Source organism: Methylobacterium sp. 174MFSha1.1, assembly GCF_900116815.1.
Taxonomy (GTDB): Bacteria; Pseudomonadota; Alphaproteobacteria; order Rhizobiales; family Beijerinckiaceae; genus Methylobacterium.
The window spans coordinates 12,262-28,619 of the sequence record NZ_FPCB01000020.1 but is presented as its reverse complement, the minus strand read 5'-3'; the positions used below and the strand labels follow the sequence as shown (position 1 = coordinate 28,619).

18 protein-coding genes are annotated in these 16,358 nt (G+C 71.4%); 9 read left to right on the top strand and 9 right to left on the bottom strand.

From position 1 onward, the window contains the following. Nucleotides 1-41 precede the first annotated feature (41 nt). Nucleotides 42-2,633, bottom strand: coding sequence for a leucine--tRNA ligase (gene leuS / locus BM430_RS18100; protein WP_093568649.1), 2,592 nt, complete (start codon nucleotides 2,631-2,633; stop codon nucleotides 42-44). A 166-nt stretch (nucleotides 2,634-2,799) separates the two neighbouring features. Here leuS and BM430_RS18095 point away from each other — a divergent pair, with 166 nt between their 5' ends. Then, nucleotides 2,800-3,483, top strand: a complete 684-nt coding sequence (locus BM430_RS18095) for a YggS family pyridoxal phosphate-dependent enzyme (protein WP_093568648.1) — start codon at nucleotides 2,800-2,802, stop codon at nucleotides 3,481-3,483. A 15-nt stretch (nucleotides 3,484-3,498) separates the two neighbouring features. Here BM430_RS18095 and BM430_RS18090 read toward each other — a convergent pair whose 3' ends face one another. Continuing rightward, a complete protein-coding gene (locus tag BM430_RS18090; RefSeq protein WP_093568647.1) occupies nucleotides 3,499-3,699 on the bottom strand; it encodes a hypothetical protein in 201 nt (66 codons plus the stop codon). Nucleotides 3,700-3,874: 175 nt separating this feature from the next. Continuing rightward, the gene (locus BM430_RS18085; protein ID WP_093568646.1) at nucleotides 3,875-4,408 is read right to left on the bottom strand and encodes a L,D-transpeptidase family protein; all 534 of its coding nucleotides are present in this window, start codon (nucleotides 4,406-4,408) and stop codon (nucleotides 3,875-3,877) included. Between the two features lie 149 nt (nucleotides 4,409-4,557). On the opposite strand from BM430_RS18085, the gene BM430_RS18080 reads away from it, so the two are divergent. After that, on the top strand, nucleotides 4,558-5,220 hold the full coding sequence (locus tag BM430_RS18080) for a 3'-5' exonuclease (protein ID WP_093568645.1): 663 nt from the start codon (nucleotides 4,558-4,560) through the stop codon (nucleotides 5,218-5,220). Between the two features lie 158 nt (nucleotides 5,221-5,378). Next, complete coding sequence (locus BM430_RS18075) at nucleotides 5,379-6,065, top strand: response regulator transcription factor (protein WP_093568644.1); 687 nt, start codon at nucleotides 5,379-5,381, stop codon at nucleotides 6,063-6,065. 451 nt (nucleotides 6,066-6,516) lie between these two features. On the opposite strand, the gene BM430_RS18070 is transcribed toward BM430_RS18075, so the two are convergent. Further along, on the bottom strand, nucleotides 6,517-7,608 hold the full coding sequence (locus BM430_RS18070; RefSeq protein WP_093568643.1) for an alanine racemase: 1,092 nt from the start codon (nucleotides 7,606-7,608) through the stop codon (nucleotides 6,517-6,519). Nucleotides 7,609-7,847: 239 nt separating this feature from the next. Here BM430_RS18070 and BM430_RS18065 point away from each other — a divergent pair, with 239 nt between their 5' ends. The 3 genes from BM430_RS18065 to dapD all read left to right on the top strand — a co-directional run bounded on the left by BM430_RS18065 (nucleotide 7,848) and on the right by dapD (nucleotide 10,899). Beyond that, nucleotides 7,848-9,371, top strand: coding sequence for a sensor domain-containing diguanylate cyclase (locus tag BM430_RS18065; protein ID WP_093568642.1), 1,524 nt, complete (start codon nucleotides 7,848-7,850; stop codon nucleotides 9,369-9,371). Nucleotides 9,372-9,540: 169 nt separating this feature from the next. After that, the gene (locus BM430_RS18060) at nucleotides 9,541-9,993 is read left to right on the top strand and encodes a cyclic nucleotide-binding domain-containing protein (protein ID WP_093568641.1); all 453 of its coding nucleotides are present in this window, start codon (nucleotides 9,541-9,543) and stop codon (nucleotides 9,991-9,993) included. Between the two features lie 60 nt (nucleotides 9,994-10,053). Continuing rightward, the gene (gene dapD, locus BM430_RS18055) at nucleotides 10,054-10,899 is read left to right on the top strand and encodes a 2,3,4,5-tetrahydropyridine-2,6-dicarboxylate N-succinyltransferase (protein ID WP_093568640.1); all 846 of its coding nucleotides are present in this window, start codon (nucleotides 10,054-10,056) and stop codon (nucleotides 10,897-10,899) included. Between the two features lie 25 nt (nucleotides 10,900-10,924). On the opposite strand, the gene panC is transcribed toward dapD, so the two are convergent. After that, nucleotides 10,925-11,788 (bottom strand): pantoate--beta-alanine ligase, encoded by an 864-nt coding sequence (panC, locus tag BM430_RS18050; RefSeq protein ID WP_093568639.1) that lies wholly within the window; start codon nucleotides 11,786-11,788, stop codon nucleotides 10,925-10,927. A gap of 219 nt (nucleotides 11,789-12,007) precedes the next feature. Here panC and BM430_RS18045 point away from each other — a divergent pair, with 219 nt between their 5' ends. Genes BM430_RS18045 through BM430_RS18035 form a run of 3 tightly spaced genes read left to right on the top strand, consistent with a single transcriptional unit; the run spans nucleotide 12,008 to nucleotide 13,664 of the window. Beyond that, entirely contained in the window at nucleotides 12,008-12,433 is a 426-nt protein-coding gene (locus BM430_RS18045; protein WP_093568766.1) for a RusA family crossover junction endodeoxyribonuclease, read from the top strand. Next, the gene (locus BM430_RS18040; protein ID WP_093568638.1) at nucleotides 12,433-13,095 is read left to right on the top strand and encodes a HepT-like ribonuclease domain-containing protein; all 663 of its coding nucleotides are present in this window, start codon (nucleotides 12,433-12,435) and stop codon (nucleotides 13,093-13,095) included. Before BM430_RS18045 ends, BM430_RS18040 begins: the two co-directional genes overlap by 1 nt. Then, the gene (locus BM430_RS18035; protein ID WP_093568637.1) at nucleotides 13,092-13,664 is read left to right on the top strand and encodes an HD domain-containing protein; all 573 of its coding nucleotides are present in this window, start codon (nucleotides 13,092-13,094) and stop codon (nucleotides 13,662-13,664) included. The genes BM430_RS18040 and BM430_RS18035 overlap by 4 nt, the downstream gene beginning before the upstream one ends. A gap of 26 nt (nucleotides 13,665-13,690) precedes the next feature. Here the strand turns inward: BM430_RS18035 and BM430_RS18030 are convergent, their stop codons facing one another. From BM430_RS18030 to bla, 4 genes are all read right to left on the bottom strand, one after another. Continuing rightward, complete coding sequence (locus tag BM430_RS18030) at nucleotides 13,691-14,341, bottom strand: aspartate/glutamate racemase family protein (RefSeq protein ID WP_093568636.1); 651 nt, start codon at nucleotides 14,339-14,341, stop codon at nucleotides 13,691-13,693. Between the two features lie 112 nt (nucleotides 14,342-14,453). Beyond that, nucleotides 14,454-14,807 (bottom strand): hypothetical protein, encoded by a 354-nt coding sequence (locus BM430_RS18025; protein WP_093568635.1) that lies wholly within the window; start codon nucleotides 14,805-14,807, stop codon nucleotides 14,454-14,456. A gap of 66 nt (nucleotides 14,808-14,873) precedes the next feature. After that, nucleotides 14,874-15,344 carry a Cys-tRNA(Pro) deacylase gene (gene ybaK / locus BM430_RS18020; protein ID WP_093568634.1) on the bottom strand — a complete coding sequence of 157 codons (471 nt, stop codon included), beginning with the start codon at nucleotides 15,342-15,344 and terminating at the stop codon, nucleotides 14,874-14,876. Nucleotides 15,345-15,371: 27 nt separating this feature from the next. Beyond that, entirely contained in the window at nucleotides 15,372-16,265 is an 894-nt protein-coding gene (gene bla, locus BM430_RS18015; protein ID WP_093568633.1) for a class A beta-lactamase, read from the bottom strand. Between the last annotated feature and the right edge of the window lie 93 nt (nucleotides 16,266-16,358).

Here is a 16,358-nt window from a genome sequence, read left to right as displayed (position 1 = left end):
AGGATCGCCGGGCCTTGAACCCGTCCGGGATACGCGATCGATCAGACCACGATGTTGACGATGCGCAGCGGCACCACGATCACCTTGCGCGGCGGCTTGCCTTCGAGCGCCCGCTGCACAGGCTCCAGCGCCAGCACGGCCGCTTGCACGGCGGCCTGGTCGGCATCACGCGGCACGGTGACGTCGGCACGCTTGCGGCCGTTGATCTGCACCGGCAGCGTCACGCTGTCCTCGACCAGCAACTCATGCCGGACCGCGGGCCAAGCGGCCTCCGCCACGAGACCGTCCTGCTTGAGCGCCGTCCAGCAGGTCTCGGCGAGATGCGGCATCATCGGGGCGATGAGCTGGACCAGAATCCGCGTCGCCTCCTGCAGGGCAGGGGAGGGGACGTGGCCGCGCTCGGCGTTGACCGCCTCCTGCAGGCTATTCGCCAACTCGTAGACATGGGCGACGCAGCGGTTGAAGCGGAGCCGCTCGATATCCTCGCCGACCGCGTTCAGCGCCTTGTGCGCCGCCTTCAGCGCCGTGTCGCTGTCCGTGCCCGGGGGCTCTGTTCCGCCTTCGGCCACCTCGCTCACCATGCGCCAGACCCGCTGCACGAAGCGGGATGCGCCCTGCACGCCGTCCTCGGTCCAGATCACGTCGCGCTCCGGCGGTGAGTCGGAGAGCATGAACCAGCGGGCGGTGTCGGCGCCGTAGGAGGCGATGATGTCGTCGGGGTCGACGACGTTCTTCTTCGACTTCGACATCTTCTCGATCGCCCCGATGGCGATCGGCGCGTCGGTTTTCACGTGAAACGCTTTGCGGGCGCCGTCTTCGGTCACCACCTTGACGTCGACCGGCTGCACCCAGGCGCCGCCCTCGTCGCGATAGGTCTCGTGGACCACCATGCCCTGCGTGAACAGGCCGGCGAAGGGCTCGTCGAGCCCGGCCCAACCGGTCTTGCGCATCGCCCGCATGAAGAAGCGGGAATAGAGCAGGTGCAGGATCGCGTGCTCGATGCCGCCGATATACTGGTCGACGGGCAGCCAATGGTCGGCGACCGCCTTGTCGGTTGGAGCGTCCGTGAGCCAGGGTGCGGTGAAACGAGCGAAGTACCAGGACGAGTCGACGAAGGTGTCCATCGTGTCGGTCTCGCGCCGGGATGGCGCGCCGCAGGACGGGCACGGCACGTTGCGCCAGGCCGCATCGCGCTCCAGCGGGTTGCCGGGCACGTCGAACGAGACCTCCTCCGGCAGGCGCACTGGCAGGTCCTCGACCGGCACAGGTACCACGCCGCACGCTTCGCAATGGATCACCGGGATCGGGCAGCCCCAGTAGCGCTGGCGCGAGACGCCCCAGTCGCGCAGGCGGAACTGCACCCGGCGTTGGGCGACGGGCGCGCCGTCGAGCGTCTCCGCCTCCAGCCGGTCGGCGACGGTCTTGAACGCCGTGTCGGTGTCCATCCCATCGAGGAAGCGCGAGTTGATCATCCGCCCGTCGCCGTCATAGGCGGTATCGGTGATCACGAAGCCGGAGGGGTCCTGGTCCGGCGGGCAGACGACGGGCGTGTTGCCGAGACCGTATTTGTTGGCGAAGTCGAGGTCGCGCTGGTCGTGGGCCGGGCAGCCGAACACCGCGCCGGTGCCGTACTCCATCAGCACGAAATTCGCGACGTAGACCGGCAGGGTCCAGGACGGGTCGAGGGGGTGGCGCACCTTGAGGCCGGTATCGAAGCCGAGCTTCTCCGCCGTGTCGATCGCGGCCTGCGCCGTACCCATGCGCCGGCATTCGGCGATGAAGTCCTGCAGCGCCGGCTCGCCCTTTGCCACCGCGGCGGCGAGGGGATGGTCGGCGGCGACCGCCAGGAACTTCGCGCCGAACAGGGTGTCGGGACGGGTCGTGTAGACCGTGACGTCGCCGGCGGCGCCCTCGGGTGCGTTCTCCAGGGCGAAGCGCAGCTCCAGGCCTTCCGAGCGGCCGATCCAGTTGCGCTGCATCAGCCGGACCTTCTCCGGCCAGCGCTCCAGCGTGTCGAGCCGATCGTCCAGATCCTGGGCGAAGTCGGTGATCTTGAAGAACCACTGGGTCAGCTCGCGCTGCTCCACGAGCGCGCCCGAGCGCCAGCCGCGCCCGTCGATGACCTGCTCGTTGGCGAGTACGGTGTGGTCCACCGGATCCCAGTTCACCTTCGCGGTGCGGCGCGAGACCAGCCCAGCCTGCAGGAAGTCGAGGAACATCCGCTGCTGGTGCTTGTAGTATTCCGGATCGCAGGTCGCGATCTCGCGGCTCCAGTCCAGCGACAGGCCCATCGATTGCAGCTGCGCCCGCATCGTCGCGATGTTGGCGTAGGTCCAGTCCCGCGGATTGACCTTGTTCTGCATCGCGGCGTTCTCGGCCGGCAGGCCGAAGGCGTCCCAGCCCATCGGATGCAGGACGTTGAAGCCCTTGGCGCGCTTGTAGCGCGCGACCACGTCGCCCATCGCGTAGTTGCGCACGTGACCCATATGGATGCGCCCCGACGGGTAGGGGAACATCTCGAGCACGTAGTATTTCGGGCGCGGATCGTCGTTGCGGGTGCGAAAAATTTCCCGCTCGGCCCACACCTGCTGCCAGTGGGGCTCGGAATCCTTCGCGTTGTAACGTTCGGCCATGGCGGCGTCTTTGCGACCGGTCGGCGCCGGCGCCGTGAGCACCGGCGGCAGGGATGAAGGGAAAACGTCACGGCCGCAAACGGTTGAGCTTGCTCGGCGCGGCGCCGGCGGACTAGGACACGGTTTGGTCCCGAGGGTCAACAATCAAGCGGAAAGGCAGCCGGTCATGATCGACCCGCAGACCGTCACGTCGAATCTGGCCGAGGTGCGGGGGGCGATCGCCCGGGCTGCCGAGGACAGCGAGCGCGATTCCACCGACGTCGCGCTGATCGCGGTCTCGAAGACGATTCCCGCGGACGGGATTCGCCCGGCGCTGGAGGCGGGCCAGCGTCTGTTCGGCGAGAACTACGTGCAGGAAGCCAAGGCGAAGTGGCCCGCCTTGCGCGACACGTGTCCGGACGTCGAGCTGCACCTGATCGGCCCGCTGCAATCCAACAAGGCGCGCGAGGCGGTGGAGGTGTTCGACGTGATCCACACCCTCGATCGCCCGTCGCTCGCGGCCGCCCTGGCGAAGGAGATCCAGCGCAGCGGCCGGCACCCGCGCCTGCTGGTCCAGGTCAATACCGGCGAGGAGCCGCAGAAGGGCGGCGTGGCGCCGGGCGCGGTCGATGCCTTCCTGGCCGAGTGCCGCGAGACGCACGGCCTCACGGTCTCGGGGCTGATGTGCATCCCGCCGGCGGAGGATCCGCCCTCGGCGCATTTCGGCCTGCTGGCGGCGATCGCCCGCCGCCATGCCCTGCCGATCCTGTCGATGGGGATGAGCGCCGACTACCCGGCGGCGATCCAGATGGGCGCGACCCATGTGCGGGTCGGCAGTGCGATCTTCGGGGCGCGCCAGCCGAAGGGCTGACGCCAGGCCCTCACCTCAATTGGCGTGCAGGCAGCGGATCTCTTCCCGCGCCTGCTCCAGAAAGCGGACGCGGTCCTCGTCCGTGAGCAGGATCGGGGAGTTCGGCAGCCCGTCGCGATAGCGGGCGGTGCTGTCCCAGAGGGTGCCGCGGGCGCCCTCCGCCGCGTGAATCTGTCGGGCTCGAACGATCTCGGTCGCGGTGTAGGCGTCGAGCATGCGTCTTCTCCCTGCGTCCGATGCGGTTTTTGTGTGGCAGCTGGACCCTACAGGATGTTTTCCCGCAGCGCGAGTGTGGCAGCGTTACCAAAATGAAAGAGTTTTTTGTGCTCCGCAGCATCGACCGAGAAGAAAATTCTCTCAAATCTTCGGCGTTATCGAAGAACAGCTTGTTTTAGATCGTGAGGCGGGTCCCAGGGCCGAGGCGGCGCAGGAGCCGGACGAGGTCGGGGCGGCGGAGCGCGACGCAGCCCTCGGTCGGCCGGAAGCCGGGGCGGGCAACGTGCAGGAAGATGGCGCTGCCGCGACCCGGGCGGATCGGGCCGCGGTTGTAGTCGAGGTCGATCACGAGGTCGTAGAGCCCGTCGTCGCGCCACATCGTCTCCGCGCTGATGCCGGGGGCGGGGAGGGGGATCGGGCGGTTGTAGCGCCGGTCGCGGGGCTCGTCGCACCAGCCGTCCTGCGGGCGGATGCGGCGCAAGGGGAGGGGGGTCGCAGGCCGCACCCCGAGCCGGTCCGGCCGGTAGAAGCCGCCACGCAGGCGGAACGTCCCGCGGGGCGAGGCGCCGTCGCCCTCGCGCTTGGTCCGCGTCTGGCCGCCCTTGCCGAGGGCGCAGGGCATCAGGACCGGACCGGCGATCAGCGTGCCGCGGCGGCGGTCGAGGGGGTTCGGGCGGACCCGCAGGTGCGGGAGGGTGATGCGCTTCATGGGACCCCGGTCTTCATGGGATCCCGTTCTACGGCGCCGGCTCCGGGCCCGTCGAGGGGAGCGTGACAGGGCGCCCGGCCCGGCGGAGAATGCCGTGCCGTCCCCGTTCGAGTCCCCCGACCGCCATGTCCTCGTTGATGTCCTCGTTGATGTCCTCGCCGATCCCGCTCCCCGACCCCGCGCCGGACTGGCTCGGCTGGCTGCCGCCGCGCGTCGTCGCGGTCGACGTCGAGACGACGGGGTTGGCCGAGACCGACCGGGTGGTGAGCGTCGGGGCCGTCGCCCTCGCCACCGCCTCCCTCGCCTCGGGCGTCCCGGCGATCACCTGCCATCACCTGATCTTCGATCCCGGCCGGGCGAGCCACCCGAGGGCCGAGGCGGTGCACGGCTACGACGACTGGCTGCTGCGCCACCAGGACCCGGCCGCCGCCCATGCGGGCGCCCTCGCGGAGCTCCTCGCCGGGGCCGACCTGATCGTCGCCCACAACGCCGCCTTCGACCTCGGCTTCCTCAACCGCGAATTCGCCGCCGCCGGCCTCGCCCCGGTGTCCACGAAGGCGTACTGCACCATGGAGGCCTATCGCCGCCGGGGCGAGAAGGGGAGGGCGGCCCTCGACGTCGTGTGCCGGCGCATCGGCCTGTCCCGGGCCGGGGCTCACCACGGCGCGCTGGAGGATGCCTGGCTGGCGCTGCGGGCCTATCTCTGGCTCCAGGCCTGCCCGGTGGCGGTCGCGCGCCCGGATCTCGCCGCGCCGAGCAACCTGCGCCCCGTCCCAGCCCGTCCGGAGGGCGCTCTGCCGCCCCGGGGCTGAGGGCGAGCGCCGTGGACAGGGCGGGGTCCGGCCCTTGCCGCGGCTTGTCGCTCCGCTACTCTGCCCCGCACGCTGCCAGGCTGCGGTCCGTCCGGGACCGTGGCCCGGCGGACGGGATCGCGAGAGCCCGCCCGCCTTCCCTCGAGAGTGCCGGTTCGATGTCGAACGCCCACCGCCTGCTCGTCGTCGACGACGATCCGACCCTGCGCGACACCCTGACCGAGCAGCTCGCCCTGTCGGACGCCTTCGAGGTGGTCACCGCCGAGACCGCGCGCGGGGCGATGGACCGGGTCGCCGCCGAGCGCGTCGATCTCGTGGTGATGGATGTCGGCCTGCCCGACCTCGACGGGCGCGAGGCGGTGCGGCAGATGCGCCAGGGCGGCTTTCGCGGCCCGGTGATCATGCTGACCGGCCAGGCCTCGGATTCCGACACCGTGCAGGGGCTGGATGCCGGCGCCAACGACTACGTGACGAAGCCGTTCAAGTTCGCGGTGCTGCTCGCCCGCATCCGCGCCCAGCTGCGCCAGTACGAGGCGAGCGAGGACGCGGTGTTCCAGATCGGCCCCTACACCTTCCGGCCCGGCGCCAAGCTCCTCGTCGGCGAGCGCGGCTCGAAGCTGAAGCTCACCGAGAAGGAAACCGCGATCCTGCGCTTCCTCTACCGCGCCGGGCGGCAGGTGGTGGGGCGCGACACGCTGCTCGCCGAGGTCTGGGGCTACAACGCGCAGGTCACCACCCACACCCTCGAGACCCACATCTATCGCCTGCGCCAGAAGATCGAGCCGAACCCGGCCACCGCCTCGATCCTGGTGACGGAGGGCGGGGGGTACAAGCTGCTGCCGTAGCTCGGGCCTGTGGCGGGGGGTTGTCCTCGAACCGTCTCGACACCGTCCCGGCTGGCGTGCATTCCCCTCCTGGCTTCATAGTCTCCCCTTTCCCGGCCCGGTACGGGCCTGCACGATTGGAACGAAGTGGAAGGAGATCCGGCATCCAGGGGAGAAGTGCCGCGTAGCGGCTCAGTCTATTGAAACGTTGCGGACAAGCGGTCGCTTCGCGAGTGCTTGTGCTGGATCCCGGATCTCCTTCCGCTCTCGCTCCAGTCGTCCGGGAAAGGGCGGCGGCTTACGATCGCCTGTTGGGCTTGGACGTAGGCCGCTGTCGCGCACCGTGACGGACCACGTCATCCTCGCCCATATGTTTCCGGATCCCGGGTTCTCGCCTTTCGGCGAGCCCCGGGACGACCCCGAGGGTGGCGGAATCGGCGTTCGCGAAGCGGCGCCCGCCGTCAGGATGCGCTCACGCGATCATCCCCCGCGCCTCCACCGGCAGCGTGCCGACGATGTCCCCGCCCCGCACGGCCACCAGCTCGTCGACCATGTTGACGACGACGCAGACGTGGTTGGGCACCACCTCGACCAGCGTCCCGACCGGAGGCCGCTCCGCGCAGGCCGCGAGGTCGAGGAAGCCGTGCTCCTCCGCGAAGGCGCTGATTCGGGCGCCCGGATGGTCCGGCAGCAACCCGAACCCGTCGAGGCCGCCGCCGGAATCGCTGGTGAGCGTCTTCGAGCCGGCGTCGAGAATGCCGCGCTCGGGGGAGGCCCGGCTCACCACCCGGGAGAGCACCGCCAGCGCGCAATCCTCGAGCGTCGCGACGCCCGCCGCCATCATCATGCGATCGTTGAAGATCACCGTGCCGGCCCGGTGCTCGGTGGCGCCGCGGACCCGGCCGAGCTCCGGCAGGTTCGGCGTGCCGCCGGTCGAGACGATGCGGGGGGCAAGCCCGTGCTCGGCCAGGCCCGCCCGCGCCGCGTCGAGGAAGGCCTGCGCGCCGTCGGCGGCGCCGGCCGGGGGATAGAGGAGCACGCCCGCGAAGGCGAGGCCGGGCCGGCCGGCGATGTCGCGGGCGAGCGCCACCGCCTCGCCCGGGGTCTCGACGCCGGCGCGCTTGCGGCCGGTGTCGCATTCCACCACCACGTCGAGGCTGCGTCCGCCCTCGCGCGCCGCCTCGGGCAGGCCCGCCACCGTCACCGGATTGTCGGCCGCGACCGTGATCCGGGCGGCGCTCTCGCGCAGGAGCCGGCCGAGGCGCCCGATCGCGTGCGGGCCGATCAGGTTGTAGCTGATCAGGATGTCGTCGATCCCGGCCCGGGCCATCACCTCGGCTTCGCCGATCTTCTGGCAGGTCACGCCGCGGGCGCCGGCCTCGATCTGCATCCGGGCGAGGACCGGGCTCTTGTGCGTCTTGATGTGCGGGCGGTTGGCGAGGCCGGCCGCGTCGCAGGCGGCCTGGAGCCGGGCGATGTTGCGGGCCACCCGGTCGAGGTCGATGACGACCGCCGGCGTGCCGTGGCGGCGGGCGATCTCCTCGCGCAGGGCGGGGCTCAGCATCGCGGCGTGCCTCGGCTGATCATGGGCGGTCTCGTGTCGGCACGCATCGCGGTCCCTCCTTTCGGGTTCTGCCGCGCGGGATCGTATCCGCAAACGGCACGGGGCGCCCACCTCCACGTGAGCAGCCGGGCCTAACGATCGGTTAGCCCTGGGACCGGTTTTCCTTGGGGCGCAACCCGATCTTAGGCTGCTGGTCCTAGACCGGAGGGATCGTCAAGGCACCGCGCAACGGAGCGTCGATGCAACCCGGATCCCGCAGGCGACCGTCCGCCGCGTCCCGCACGCTGGCCGGGGCGATCGTCGCCGCCACCCTGGTGATCGGCGGCGCCTCGGGCCTGACCGTCATGCAGATGCGCCGCAGCGCCTGGGAGCAGGTCGGCCGCGTGTCGCAGAACCTGCTGGAATCGGTCGAGCACATGGTCGACCGCAACATCGAGCTCTACGACCTGTCGCTCCAGGGCGTGGTCGACGGCCTGCACGATCCGGAGATCGACGGCATCGCGCCGGCCCTGCGCCAGGCCGTGCTGTTCGACCGGTCCGCCACCGCGAAGGGCCTCGGCGCCATCCTGGCCCTCGACGCGCAGGGGCAGGCCTTCGCCGATTCGACCGCGATCGTGCCCCGCCGGCTGCGCTTTCCCGACGCCGACTTCTTCCGGACCCACAAGGAGCGGGAGGATGTCGGGCTCTACATCGGCAAGCCGCTCCGGATGACGCCGGGCGGGCGCTGGGTGATCCCGCTCAGCCGCCGTCTCGCCTATGCCGACGGGGCCTTCGCAGGCGTCGTCGTCGGCACGATCGACATCGGCTACTTCAACGCGTTGTTCAGCCGTCTCAGCCTCGGCGACCGCACCCGGATCGCGTTCTTCCGCGAGAGCGGCGAGCTCCTGGTGCGCAGCCCGATGATGGAGGAGGCGATCGGCAAGGACCTGACGGCGGCGCCGCATTTCCGGCGCTTCTTCGAGCACCGCGCGGGGCGGTTCGTCGCGACCGGCTATACCGAGGCGGTCGAGGGCCTGTTCAGCTACAGCCGGATCGGCACGCATCCGCTCGTCGCCACCGTGGTGGTGCCGACGCAGGCCATCGCCGACCTGTGGTGGCCGAGGGCGCTGGTGATCGCCGTCCTGGTGTCGTTCCTGTGCGCCGGCATGATCGGGCTGACCCTCGTGCTCCAGCGCGAGCTCGAGCGGCGCACCCGCGCCGAGGAGCGGGCGCTCGCCGCCAACCGCGACCTCGCCCGCCTCGCCCAGACCGACGGGCTCACCGGCCTGACGAACCGGCGCCACTTCGACGAGACTTTTGCGCGGATGCACGAGGATTCCGCGCGGACCGGGGGGCGCCTGTCCCTCGTCCTCCTCGATGCCGACCGGTTCAAGCGCTACAACGACACCTACGGCCACCTCGCCGGGGACGAGGTGCTGCGCGCCGTCGCCCGGGTGCTGCAGCGCCAGGTCCGGGCGCCGGCGGAGACCGCCTGCCGGATCGGCGGCGAGGAATTCGCCGTGCTGCTGCCGGGCTCCTCCGGCCCGGCGGCCGTCGCCCGGGCCGAGAGGATCCGCCGGGCGGTGGCCCGCCTGCAGATCCCGCATGTCGGCAACGAAGGCGGCTTCGTCACGGTGAGCCTCGGCGTCGCCGAGGTCGGCGGCGGCGAGACCGGCGGGCAGGTCTTCTCGGCCGCCGACGCGGCGCTCTACGAGGCCAAGCGCCAGGGGCGCGACCGCGTCGTGCTGCGGCCCGGGCGCGAGGCCGGCGCGCGGGTCGCGTGAGCCAAGTCGCGTGAGGGCATCGGTGCGCATGGGGGGATCGCGGAGCCCTGGCTTCCGCCGCGCCGCATTTTCTGCGACGAACCGGTGTCCGGCGCGGCGCAAAATGCTCTAGAGCTTGGCCGGGCTGCCCGGGCATCCGACGCCGGCGCCGGAGGGGAGAGCGGGGCCGTTGGCGCTCGACGACGACATCGCGATTCTGGAGGCGGCGCCGCTGTTCGGCCTGATGAACCGGGACGCCCTGCGGCTGATTTCGTTCGCGGCCGAGCGCCGGCGGCTGGAGCCGGGCGCCGTGCTGTTCACCCGCGGCGAGACCGCCGAGGGCGGCTTCGTGGTGATGCGCGGCACGGTGATGCTGGAGCCCCGCGGCCCCCGCGGCGCCCCGGTCGAGGCCGGTCCCTCGGCGCTGATCGGCCAGGCCGCCCTGTTCTCTCCGGTGGAGCGGCCGACCACCGCGCGGGCCGGGCGCGGCCCGGTCGAGGTCATGGTCGTCACCCAGGCGGTGATGCGCCGGGTGCTCGAGGTCTTTCCGGACGCCGCCGCGGTGATCCACGACGCGCTCGCCGACGAACTCGCCGCCCTCACCCGCGCCTTTGCCGACAGCCGCGCCGCCGACCCGACGTGACAGCACGCCAAGGGCTTTGCTAGAGGGGAGCCGAACCGAACTCCCGCCTGGACGCCTCTCATGTCGCACGCCGATCTCGCCCGGACCATCGAAGCCGCCTGGGAGGACCGCGCGACCGTCGGCGCCGACACGAGCGGCCCGGTGCGCGAGGCCGTCGAGGCCGCCCTGGCGCTGCTGGATTCCGGTGAGGCGCGGGTTGCCGAGAAGTCCGGCAACCAGGACTGGGTCGTCAACCAGTGGCTCAAGAAGGCGGTGCTGCTCTCGTTCCGCCTCAACGACATGGCGCTGATCCCGGGCGGGCCCGGCGGCGGTGGCTGGTGGGACAAGGTGCCGTCGAAGTTCGAGGGCTGGGACGCCGCGCGCTTCCGCGCCGCGGGCTTCCGGGCGGTGCCGGGCGCGGTGGTGCGCCGGGGCGCCCACATCGCCGCCGGCGCGGTGCTGATGCCCTCCTTCGTCAATCTCGGCGCCTATGTCGGCGAGGGCACGATGGTCGACACCTGGGCCACGATCGGCTCCTGCGCCCAGGTCGGCAAGAACTGCCACATCTCCGGCGGCGCCGGCATCGCCGGCGTGCTCGAGCCGCTCCAGGCCAACCCGGTCATCATCGAGGACAATTGCTTCATCGGCGCCCGCGCCGAGGTGGCCGAGGGCGTGATCGTCGGCGAGGGCAGCGTGCTCTCGATGGGCGTCTATATCGGCGCCTCGACCAAGATCATCGACCGGGCGACCGGCGAGGTCACCTACGGCCGCGTGCCGCCCTACTCGGTGGTGGTGTCGGGCACGCAACCCGGCAAGGCCCTGCCGGACGGCACCCCCGGCCCGTCGCTCTACTGCGCCGTCATCGTCAAGCGCGTCGATGCCGGCACCCGGGCGAAGACCGGCATCAACGAGCTTCTGCGCGATTGAGATATCCGCGCGTCGCGGTCGTCTTTCAGACCGCGACGTTATCGATGAGGCGCGTGCGGCCGAGACAGGCCGCCGCCAGCACCCGGGCCGGGCCCGCGACCCGCTCCAGCGGCGCCAGCGATTCGGCATCGTTCACCGACAGGTACTGCACGGGCGCGAACCCCGCCGCCTCCAGGGCCGCCCGGCCCTCGGCCAAAGCGGGCGCCGTGTCCGCGCCGCCGCGCACGGCCTCGGCCACCCGTTGCAGCACCGCGTGCATCGTGGGAGCAGCCCGCCGCTCCTCCGCCGAGAGGTAGCGGTTGCGCGACGACAGGGCGAGGCCATCAGGCTCGCGCAGGGTCGGCGCGCCCTCGATCGCCACCGGGATGTCGAGGTCGCGGACCGCGCGCCGGATCACCTGGAGCTGCTGGAAGTCCTTCTCGCCGAAGATCGCCCGGTCGGGCAGGGCCTGCAGCAGGAGCTTCGTCACCACGGTGGCGACGCCGGCGAAGTGCCCGGGGCGCACCGGCCCGCACAGCACCTCGGTCAGCCCCGCCACCGTCACGGTGGTGGCAAAGCCCGGCGGGTACATGGTCGCCACGTCGGGCAGGAAGGCGGCATCGGCCCCGATCTCCGCCAGCAGGGCGAGATCGGCCTCGAGGACGCGGGGATAGCGCGAAAAATCCTCGTTCGGGCCGAACTGCGTCGGGTTGACGAAGATGCTGACCACGACCCGCCGCGACCCGGCCTGCGCCTGCCGCACCAGGGACAGGTGACCCTCGTGCAAGGCCCCCATGGTCGGCACCAGAGCCACGCCCTCGCCGGCCGCCCGCCACGCCCGCACCTGCGCCCGCAGGGCCGGAACGTCGGTCAGCCGGAGGAGTGCGGAAGGGGAGGGGGGTGGTGTCATCGCGCGGGGCTCCTGGCGGCCGAATGGGCGGGGAGCGTAATCGGGGCGGGGATCGGGCGCCAGGGTGGTGCGGTGCGAAGAATTTTGGAAGATCCACGCCGTTCCACCTCGCCATCGACACGGCAAGAGATCGGACGTCCAGGACGATCGCATTCTGAAAATATCAATGACTTTGGGTAAGATGACGTGATTCGCTCAGCCTCGAGCCGGACCGTGCCCGTGCAAGAAACCCTCTACCCGCTCGAATTCTTCATCGGTGCCACACCTCTCTCGCTGCAGGCGCGGGCAGTCTCGAAGGCGCGGTGGATGGCGACCGTCAGGCAGGCGGCCCGGGACCGCATCGACGCGACCTACCAACTCGGATTCGTCGACGAAGGGCCGTTCTGCCTCACGATCTACTATTTCCCGGATGCGCCCATGGTGGGGGATATCGACAATATCGTGAAGCCGATCATGGATGCGCTGATCAACCTGGCTTACAACGACGATCGCGCGATCGAACGCGTCGTCGTGCAGAAACTGGAACCGGGGGTCGAGTGGGACTGCGCTGAGCCGAGCGATCAGCTGGCCCATGCTCTGCGCAATGCCCGGCCCATCGTCTATATCCGCATCGACGACGATCCGACCGGCTGGAGGAGAGCCTGATGGCTCCATCCCTGAGATCTCCCGACACAGAGGCCGAGCGGCGCTGCATCGAGACCCTGCGCGCGCGCTACGAGCAGGCCGGCTTCGCCTTTCAGGCCGAGCCGGAGCCCGATCAACTCCCCGATTTCCTCGGAGGGTACCGGCCCGACGCCGTGGCCCGGAAGCACGGGCACAACGTCGCCATCGACGTGCGGCATGGGCCGGGACCGTCCGATCCGCCGCTGCCGGCGATCCGCCGCCTGTTCGACGGCCATCCCGACTGGCGCCTCCACGTCGCGTTCGTCGCGAACGACCCGCTCCGGGCGATCACGATCCCGCAAGCCGATCCGGCAGGGATCCGCGCGCAGATCGCGGAGATCCGGGCGCTCGACGCCGCGGGGCACCGCCGGCCGGCCTTCATCATGGCCTGGGCGCTGCTGGAGGCGGCGTTGCGGGCATATAGCGAGGACGCCGGTGGTGCCAGCCCACCCAGCACCGTCGTGCAAGCCCTCGCCATGAACGGCCTGATCGATCCGGAAACCGAGCGCGCGCTGAGATCCCTCGTCGCCCTGCGCAACCGGGTCGTGCACGGTGACCTCGCGGCCGATCCCACGGCGGAGGACGTCGCGCTCGTCCTCAGGTCAGTCGAGACCGCGTTGAGCGAGGAGCCTTCCCGCTCATGACCCCGGACGACCTCGCCGGTACGCTCGATTTCCTGCGGCGGGCCGAAGCACTCAAGAGCACCCTGCGCAGCGGCGCCACCGCGTCCGGCCGGCAGGAGAGCACCGCCGAGCACACCTGGCGGCTCTGCCTGATGGCGATGGTGCTTGCCGACGGCGTCGCGGGGATCGACGGGCTCAAGCTCATCAAGACGTGCCTCGTCCACGACCTCGGCGAGGCGGTCGGCGGCGACATCCCGGCGACCGATCCCCGCGCGGCGGACAAGAGCGCGCAGGAGCGTCACGATCTCCTCGCCCTCACCGCAACGCTGCCGCCGGCGCGCCGGGACGAGATCCTGGCATTGTGGGAGGAGTACGAGGCCGGCACCTCGCCGGAGGCGGTCCTCGCCAAGGGGTTCGACAAGCTGGAGACGATCCTCCAGCACAACCAGGGCCGCAATCCGCCGGATTTCGACTACGGCTTCAACCTCGATTACGGTGCCCGGCACACCGCCCGCCACCCGCTGACGGCGGCGATCCGGGCCGTACTCGACGAGGAGACGCGAGCGCGCATGGCCGTGCCTACGGAGTAGGGCTTCTCCCGGCCGCTTTCCGTCGCCTACGCCGTCCGGGACGCGGCGATCGCCGCCGCGAGGCCGACCGTCGGGCTGGTCAGCGGCCGGATCGCCTTGGGGAGCAGGGCGGCGGCGCCGGCCATGGAGGCCTGCGCCAGGGCGACCTGGGTCGCGCCGTCCTCCCGCGCGGTGCCGGCGGCGCGGGCGACCAGCGTCCGGTAGCGGTCGGACTCGCCCGCCTTGAACGCCTCCCAGGCCCCGGGGACGACCTGCACGCTCACCTCCGCACCCGTCGCCTGCGCGGCCGCCTCGAACAGGCGCCGGGTCGGCTCGACCGTCGTGGCGACGGCGCAGAGTACCACCACCCGGCCTCCCGCCTTCACCGCCTCCGCGGCCAGGGCCGCATCGACCCGCATGACCGGGACGGGCGCGTCGGCGGACGCGCTCTCGGCGGCGGGGCCCAGGGTCGAGCAGGTCAGCAGGACCGCGTCGGCCTCTGCGCACAGGCCGCGCAGGACCGCGACGGTCTCGGCCGCGATCTCGGGCGTGAGGCGTCCCTCGCGCTCGGCGGCGGCGAGCAGGTCGGCGCGCACCGTGTGGTGCAGGCCGATATCGGCCGATCCGGCCGCCCGCACAGCCTCGTCGAAGAGCGCGGCGTTGCTGGCGACGGTGTGGAGGCAGGCGATGCGGGTCATGAGCGGAGATCCGGCGGCGGCAAGACCGGGTTTATCCGTCGGGGCCGGGTCGGCAAGAGCGAATCATTCCGCCGCGAAGGCGCATGGTCGGGGAGTCGGCTCGACGCAAGCTCTAGAAGCATCCCCGGGCGATCCGGCGCCCGTAGGGATCATCGACGCCCCGCGGAGGCGGGAAGCCGTAATAGCTCGGCTTGCCGATGCCGAAGGGCGAGCCGACATAGGTCGGGTCGCCGGGCGCATTGGTCGGCACGAAGCCCTGGCAGGCGGGATCGCCGCGGGTGGCGGGCGAGGCGTCGTTGTCGCCGCGCGGGAAGTAGCGCAGGGGCGGGGGAGGGGCCTGGGCGGGCCGCGGCACCGGCCAGGTGCCGGGCTCCGGCATGTCGGCCGCACTCGCCGGCCCCGCGAGGCCCAGGACGACGAGGCTCGGGACGATCAGACCCGCCAGCCACCGCACGCCGTCATCCATCCGCCCGTCCCCATCGCCGATCCCGCTGCAGAGCCTTGGCGGATCGTGGTTAACGCCGCGTTCCCGTCAGGTCACCGCCTCGGTCCGGGCCTGGAGCACGCGCACCAGGTCGTCGGGCTTGAGCCGCAGCTGCAGGCCGCGCTGGCCGCCATTGACGAAGATTTCGGGAAGGCCGAGGGCGGCCGCGTCGACCAGGGTCGGGACTGCGCGCTTCTGCCCGAGCGGGCTGATGCCGCCGACATGGTAGCCGGTCAGCCGCTCGGCATCGGCCGGGCGCATCATCGCGGCGGATTTGCCCGCGAAGGCGGCGGCGAGCTTCTTGAGCGACACCTCGCGGTCGGACGGCACCAGCACGCAGACCGGCTTGCCGTCGATCGCCGCCATCAGGGTCTTGAACACCTCGCCCGGCGACACGCCCATCGCCTCCGCCGCCTGGAGACCGATGCGGGTCGCCTCCGGATCGTAGTCGTAGGCATAAACGCTGTGCGGAATGCCGGCGCGGGCGAGGACTTGCGTGGCACGGGTGGTCTTCGACATGGGCTTCGAGCGGATATTTTGGGGCGGTCAGGCGCCCGGAAAGCTCCGGGCGATCAACCGGCCGATCTCGGCGTGCAGGGCGTCGCGGGCGGCGGGCTCGGCCGGTGATCCGGTGAGATACACCGCCGCGAGGATCGGCGCACCGTCCGGCCGGTGGATCAGCGCCACCACGTTGGCGGTGCCGTTGTCGCCGGTGCCGGTCTTGTCCGCGGTGCGCCATCCCTCAGGTAGGCCGGCGCGCACGCGCTTCAGCCCGGTCGGGCTGTCGTGCATCCAGCCGATCAGCCGGTCGCGCGACTCCGCCGACAGGGCACGGCCGAGCAGGACGTTCTCCAGGAGGCCGACCATCGCCGCCGGGCTCGTCGTGTCGCGGACATCGCCGGCAATGGCGGTGTTGAGCGTCGGCTCGGTGCGGTCGAGGCGGGTGACCGTGTCGCCGTGGGCCCGCGCGAAGGCGGTGATGCCACCGGGGCCGCCGAGCGTGTCGAGCATCAGGTTGGCGGCGGTGTTGTCGCTCCACACCACCGCAGCGCCGCAGAGTTCGGCGAGGGTCATGCCGGTCTCGACGTGCTTCGTCGTGACCGGGGCGTAGCTGAGGAGGGCGTCGCGGCTAAAGGCGATCCGACGGTTCAGGTCCTCCTTGCCGGCATCGGCCCGGGCGAGCACCGCGGCAGCGGCGATCGCCTTGAAGGTGGAGCACATCGGGAAGCGCTCGTCGGCCCGGTGGCCGAAGCGGCGGCCGGTGGCGGTGTCGCGCACCTCGACGCCGAGCATGCCGCCGTCGCGGCGCTCCAGCTGCGCCAGCCGGGCCACCGCATCCTCGGCGGCCGAGGCGCTGCGGAGGGTGCAGACGGCGAGGGCGGCACCGAGCAGGGCGGCGCGGCGGGTGAGGCCGGGCTGAAGAAGGACCGGAATGGACATCGAGCGGGCTCCCTGCACGCAGTTCGTCAGGGATGCTCGTCTGCGACCCGACCTTGGCGATATCGCGCTGAGGCCGTGACGGGATCAGGGCGC

Excerpts from the sequence above, each read along its gene's own strand:
- leuS (WP_093568649.1), bottom strand. The coding sequence starts at position 2,633 with ATGGCCGAACGTTACAACGCGAAGGATTCCGAGCCCCACTGGCAGCAG.
- BM430_RS18095 (WP_093568648.1), top strand. The coding sequence starts at position 2,800 with ATGATCGACCCGCAGACCGTCACGTCGAATCTGGCCGAGGTGCGGGGG.
- BM430_RS18090 (WP_093568647.1), bottom strand. The coding sequence starts at position 3,699 with ATGCTCGACGCCTACACCGCGACCGAGATCGTTCGAGCCCGACAGATT.
- BM430_RS18085 (WP_093568646.1), bottom strand. The coding sequence starts at position 4,408 with ATGAAGCGCATCACCCTCCCGCACCTGCGGGTCCGCCCGAACCCCCTC.
- BM430_RS18080 (WP_093568645.1), top strand. The coding sequence starts at position 4,558 with ATGTCCTCGCCGATCCCGCTCCCCGACCCCGCGCCGGACTGGCTCGGC.
- BM430_RS18075 (WP_093568644.1), top strand. The coding sequence starts at position 5,379 with ATGTCGAACGCCCACCGCCTGCTCGTCGTCGACGACGATCCGACCCTG.
- BM430_RS18070 (WP_093568643.1), bottom strand. The coding sequence starts at position 7,608 with ATGCTGAGCCCCGCCCTGCGCGAGGAGATCGCCCGCCGCCACGGCACG.
- BM430_RS18065 (WP_093568642.1), top strand. The coding sequence starts at position 7,848 with ATGCAACCCGGATCCCGCAGGCGACCGTCCGCCGCGTCCCGCACGCTG.
- dapD (WP_093568640.1), top strand. The coding sequence starts at position 10,054 with ATGTCGCACGCCGATCTCGCCCGGACCATCGAAGCCGCCTGGGAGGAC.
- panC (WP_093568639.1), bottom strand. The coding sequence starts at position 11,788 with ATGACACCACCCCCCTCCCCTTCCGCACTCCTCCGGCTGACCGACGTT.
- BM430_RS18040 (WP_093568638.1), top strand. The coding sequence starts at position 12,433 with ATGGCTCCATCCCTGAGATCTCCCGACACAGAGGCCGAGCGGCGCTGC.
- BM430_RS18035 (WP_093568637.1), top strand. The coding sequence starts at position 13,092 with ATGACCCCGGACGACCTCGCCGGTACGCTCGATTTCCTGCGGCGGGCC.
- BM430_RS18030 (WP_093568636.1), bottom strand. The coding sequence starts at position 14,341 with ATGACCCGCATCGCCTGCCTCCACACCGTCGCCAGCAACGCCGCGCTC.
- BM430_RS18025 (WP_093568635.1), bottom strand. The coding sequence starts at position 14,807 with ATGGATGACGGCGTGCGGTGGCTGGCGGGTCTGATCGTCCCGAGCCTC.
- ybaK (WP_093568634.1), bottom strand. The coding sequence starts at position 15,344 with ATGTCGAAGACCACCCGTGCCACGCAAGTCCTCGCCCGCGCCGGCATT.
- bla (WP_093568633.1), bottom strand. The coding sequence starts at position 16,265 with ATGTCCATTCCGGTCCTTCTTCAGCCCGGCCTCACCCGCCGCGCCGCC.